This is a genomic window from Streptomyces coryli, assembly GCF_011044975.1.
Lineage (GTDB): Bacteria > Actinomycetota > Actinomycetes > Streptomycetales > Streptomycetaceae > Streptomyces > Streptomyces coryli.
In genome coordinates this window covers 1-3,557 of the sequence record NZ_JAAKZV010000436.1, presented here as the reverse complement: position 1 = coordinate 3,557, position 3,557 = coordinate 1, and the positions used below count along the sequence as shown (strand labels likewise).

Below are 3,557 nucleotides of genomic sequence, written 5' to 3'. Positions count from 1 at the left end.
ACCCCGAAGTCCCACCCCCCTTGATCGGAAAGCGAGCTGACGCCCCATGGATCACCCCTTCTCCTCCCACGTCTTCATCGGCACCAGCGTCGACGGCTTCATCGCCCGTACCGACGGCGACATCGAGTGGCTCGTCAGCAGAGGCGAGGCCGCGGGGGACTACGGCTATGACGCCTTCGCGGCCGGCATCGACACCGTGGTGATGGGCCGCGGCACCTACGAGGCCGTGGTGGCCGGCGGCTGGTGGGCGTACGACGGCAAGCACGTCGCCGTGCTCAGCACGCGCCTGGACGCCGACGCGGACCCCCGTATCACCGTCTACCGAAGCCTCGAAGAGCTGATCAGCGGCCTGGCCGAGCGCGGCACCAAGAACGTCTACGCCGACGGCGGGCAGGTCATCCAGACCTTCCTGCGCGCGGGCCTGATCGACACGATCACCATCAGCCAGGTCCCGGTGCTCATCGGCTCCGGCATCCCGCTCTTCGGCCCGCTGACCGAGGACATCTCCCTGACCCACCGGGAGACGAAGGTCCTCGGCGCGGGCATGATCCAGACCAGTTACGAGGTGGCGCGCTGAGCGTCGAGCGCCGCCCGTTCGATGACGGCGCCGACGTCGGCGGACGGCGGCAGCGTCCCGTAAGCGAAGCCGCCCTCGCCGCCCAGCCGGGTGGCGCAGAACGCGTCCGCCACCGCCGCCGGTGCGTGCCGTACCAGCAGCGAGCCCTGCAGCGCCAGCGCCATCCGCTCCACCAGCGCCCGCGCGCGCAGCTGGATTCCGGCCGGGTCGGAGAGATTGAGCCCGGCGAGGTCGGTGCCGATCGCCGTCACCGCGGCGTCCAGGTGCTTGTTGCCGCCCGTGCTCGTCGCCAGCTCGTCCAGCAAGGCCTGCGCGGTCTGCGGCTCCTTGCCCAACGCCCGTAGGACATCCAGGGCGTTGACGTTTCCCGAGCCCTCCCAGATGGACAGCAGCGGGGCCTCACGGTAGTGCCGCGGCATGCCCGACTCCTCGACGTAGCCGTTGCCGCCCAGGCATTCCAGGGCCTCGGCGGCGAAGCCCGGGCCGCGCTTGGTGACCCAGTACTTGCCGATGGCGGTGGCGATCCGGCGGAAGGCGTGCTCGGCGGCATCGCCGCGGATCGCCCGGTCCGCGGCCCCCGCCAGCCGCAGCGCCAGGGTCGTGGCGGCCTCGGACTCGATCGCCAGGTCGGCGATGACGTTACGCATCAGGGGCTGGTCGATCAGCCGGGCGCCGAACGCCGAGCGGTGCAGCACGTGGTGCCCGGCCTCGACCAGGGTCTTGCGCATCAGCGCCGCACTGCCGACGACGCAGTCCAGGCGGGTGCTGTTGACCATCTCGATGATGGTCTTCACGCCGCGGCCCTCGGGGCCGACCCGCCAGGCCACGGTGTTGTCGAACTCCGGCTCCGAGGAGGCGTTGGAGCGGTTGCCGAGCTTGTCCTTCAGCCGCTGGATGCGGAAGGTGTTGCGGGTCCCGTCGGGCAGGATCCGCGGCACCAGGAAGCAGGAGAGGCCGCCGGGCGCCTGCGCGAGGACGAGGAAGACGTCGCACATGGGTGCTGACGTGAACCACTTGTGGCCGCGCAGGACATACACCCCGTCCTCGGCGGTCGGCGTCGCCGTGGTGGTGTTGGTGCGGACGTCCGAGCCGCCCTGCTTCTCGGTCATGCCCATTCCGGCGAGCAGGCCGCGCTTGGTGGTCGGGATGCGCAGGCCCGGGTCGTAGACGCGGCTGGTCAGCAGCGGCTCGTAGACCGCGGCCAGGTCCGGCTGGTGGCGCAGCGCGGGCACCACGGCGTACGTCATCGCCAGCGGGCAGCCGTGCCCGGCCTCGGTGTGTCCCCAGACGAGGGCGCCGGCGAAGCGCTGCACATGCGCCCCCGGCCGGTCGTCGGCCCAGGTCGCGCCCGCGCCGCCCTCGCTCACCGCGGTGTGCAGCAGGCTGTGCCAGCTCGGGTGGAACTCGACCTCGTCGATCCGGTTGCCGTAGCGGTCGTGGGTGCGCAGCTCGGGGGTGTGGGTGTTGGCCTGCTCGGCCCAGAGCTGCGCCTCCGCGCTCCCGGCCTTGCGCCCCAGCCGCCGGATGTCCTCCTCGGCCCAGCCGGCGCCCTCGCGGTGCAGGCCTTCCATCAGAGCGGGGTCGGCGGAGGCGTCGTAAGGGGCCAGCGGGGGCGGCTGGTTGGTGACCTCGTGCGTGGCGGGCGGGGGCGTGGGCAGGGTCGTGGTCATGCTTCGAGTATTACGATATCCGTGCGGTCGCAGCAAGAGTGTAGTGTCGACGGGATGGGAAAAGAGATGCCGCACGACGCCGCGGGGCTGCGGCCGCTGACCGCCCGCTCGGTCGTGCTCAGCGTCCTGCTGGGGGCGCATCCGCCGCGCCTGCCGGTGCGCGATCTGGTACGCACCGGGGACCTGTTCGGCATCAGCGACCGCACGCTGCGGGTGGCGCTGACGCGCATGGTGGCGGCTGGTGACGTGCTGCGCGACGGCTCGACGTACGGCCTGTCCGACCGCCTGGTGGCACGCCAGCGCCGCCAGGACGAGGCGGTCGCCCCGCGGACGGTGGAGAGCTGGGACGGCTCGTGGGACCTGGTAGCGATCACGGCGACGGGCCGCGGCCCCGCCGAACGCGCCGCGCTGCGCGATCAGCTGACCGCTCTGCGCCTGGCCGAACTCCGCGAAGGCCTCTGGCTCCGCCCGGCCAACCTCCGCCGCGAGTGGCCACCACCCGAACTCACCCCGGTGGCCGAGCTGTTCACCGGCGCCCCGAGGTCCGACGCCGAGGAACTGGCCGCCACGCTATGGGACCTCAACGCCTGGTCCACCCGAGCCACCGCCCTGCTACGCATCCTGACGACCGCCACCGACCCGGCGGACCGCTTCACCGCCGCCGCAGCAAGCGTCCGCCACCTACTCGGCGACCCGGTCCTGCCACCCGATCTCCTCCCACGGAACTGGCCGGCCACCGAACTACGCGAGGCGTACCGCGCCTTCCAGTCCGAACTGATCGCGCTGGCCCAGCGCGCCCGCTGAGGAAGGCGACCTCTAGCGGCGTGGGGCGTCCAGTACGGCCGCACAGTCCTGCCATGCCGCCGGGCTCAGCAGCGGGCGGAAGCGGGTGAAGAGGGTCAGCAGGCCCGGGCCGTGGTGCTCGCGGAAGGCCGGGTCGAGGCGGGCCAGGTCGAGTTCGTTCGCGGCGGTGAGTTCCGCGAAATCGCGCTTTTCCTGGGGAGTCGGGGTGTGGGTGCGGGACGTGAAGCGGTCCGTGTAGAGCACGGTGGGGCTGGTGAGGGCCGGGTATGCCGTACCGCGGTCGCAGGCGGCGTAGAAGTAGACGATGGATTCGGCTTCCGGGCCTGTCGCGGACGTCAGCGGGGTGCGGTCGTCGGGTGCTTGCAGGGGGTGCGGGAAGCCGTCGGTGCCGTAGAAGGCATGGCACAGGCCCGCCAGTTGGAGGGCCGGGCGGGCGTGCCAGGTGGCGAGTTGGTGTTGTACGCGTTCCAGGTGGGCGAGGAGGGTGCCGCCCGGGTGGGGGAGGG

4 protein-coding genes are annotated in these 3,557 nt (G+C 72.1%); 2 read left to right on the top strand and 2 right to left on the bottom strand.

The window, feature by feature from the left end:
* Positions 1-46: 46 nt before the first annotated feature.
* On the top strand, positions 47-577 hold the full coding sequence (locus G5C51_RS40780; protein ID WP_165245807.1) for a dihydrofolate reductase family protein: 531 nt from the start codon (positions 47-49) through the stop codon (positions 575-577).
* Here G5C51_RS40780 and G5C51_RS40775 read toward each other — a convergent pair.
* Positions 559-2,247, bottom strand: coding sequence for an acyl-CoA dehydrogenase family protein (locus G5C51_RS40775; protein ID WP_165245806.1), 1,689 nt, complete (start codon positions 2,245-2,247; stop codon positions 559-561). The genes G5C51_RS40780 and G5C51_RS40775 overlap by 19 nt on opposite strands.
* 54 nt (positions 2,248-2,301) lie before the next feature.
* Between G5C51_RS40775 and G5C51_RS40770 the strand changes: the two genes are divergently transcribed.
* On the top strand, positions 2,302-3,051 hold the full coding sequence (locus G5C51_RS40770) for a PaaX family transcriptional regulator C-terminal domain-containing protein (protein WP_165245805.1): 750 nt from the start codon (positions 2,302-2,304) through the stop codon (positions 3,049-3,051).
* Positions 3,052-3,063: 12 nt separating this feature from the next.
* Here the strand turns inward: G5C51_RS40770 and G5C51_RS40765 are convergent.
* Positions 3,064-3,557, bottom strand: a 494-nt coding sequence (locus tag G5C51_RS40765; RefSeq protein ID WP_165245804.1) for a DUF6817 domain-containing protein, incomplete at its 5' end; no start/stop codon positions are given.

Coding starts and splice junctions, on each gene's coding strand:
- G5C51_RS40780 (WP_165245807.1), top strand. CDS start 47: ATGGATCACCCCTTCTCCTCCCACGTCTTCATCGGCACCAGCGTCGAC.
- G5C51_RS40775 (WP_165245806.1), bottom strand. CDS start 2,247: ATGACCACGACCCTGCCCACGCCCCCGCCCGCCACGCACGAGGTCACC.
- G5C51_RS40770 (WP_165245805.1), top strand. CDS start 2,302: ATGGGAAAAGAGATGCCGCACGACGCCGCGGGGCTGCGGCCGCTGACC.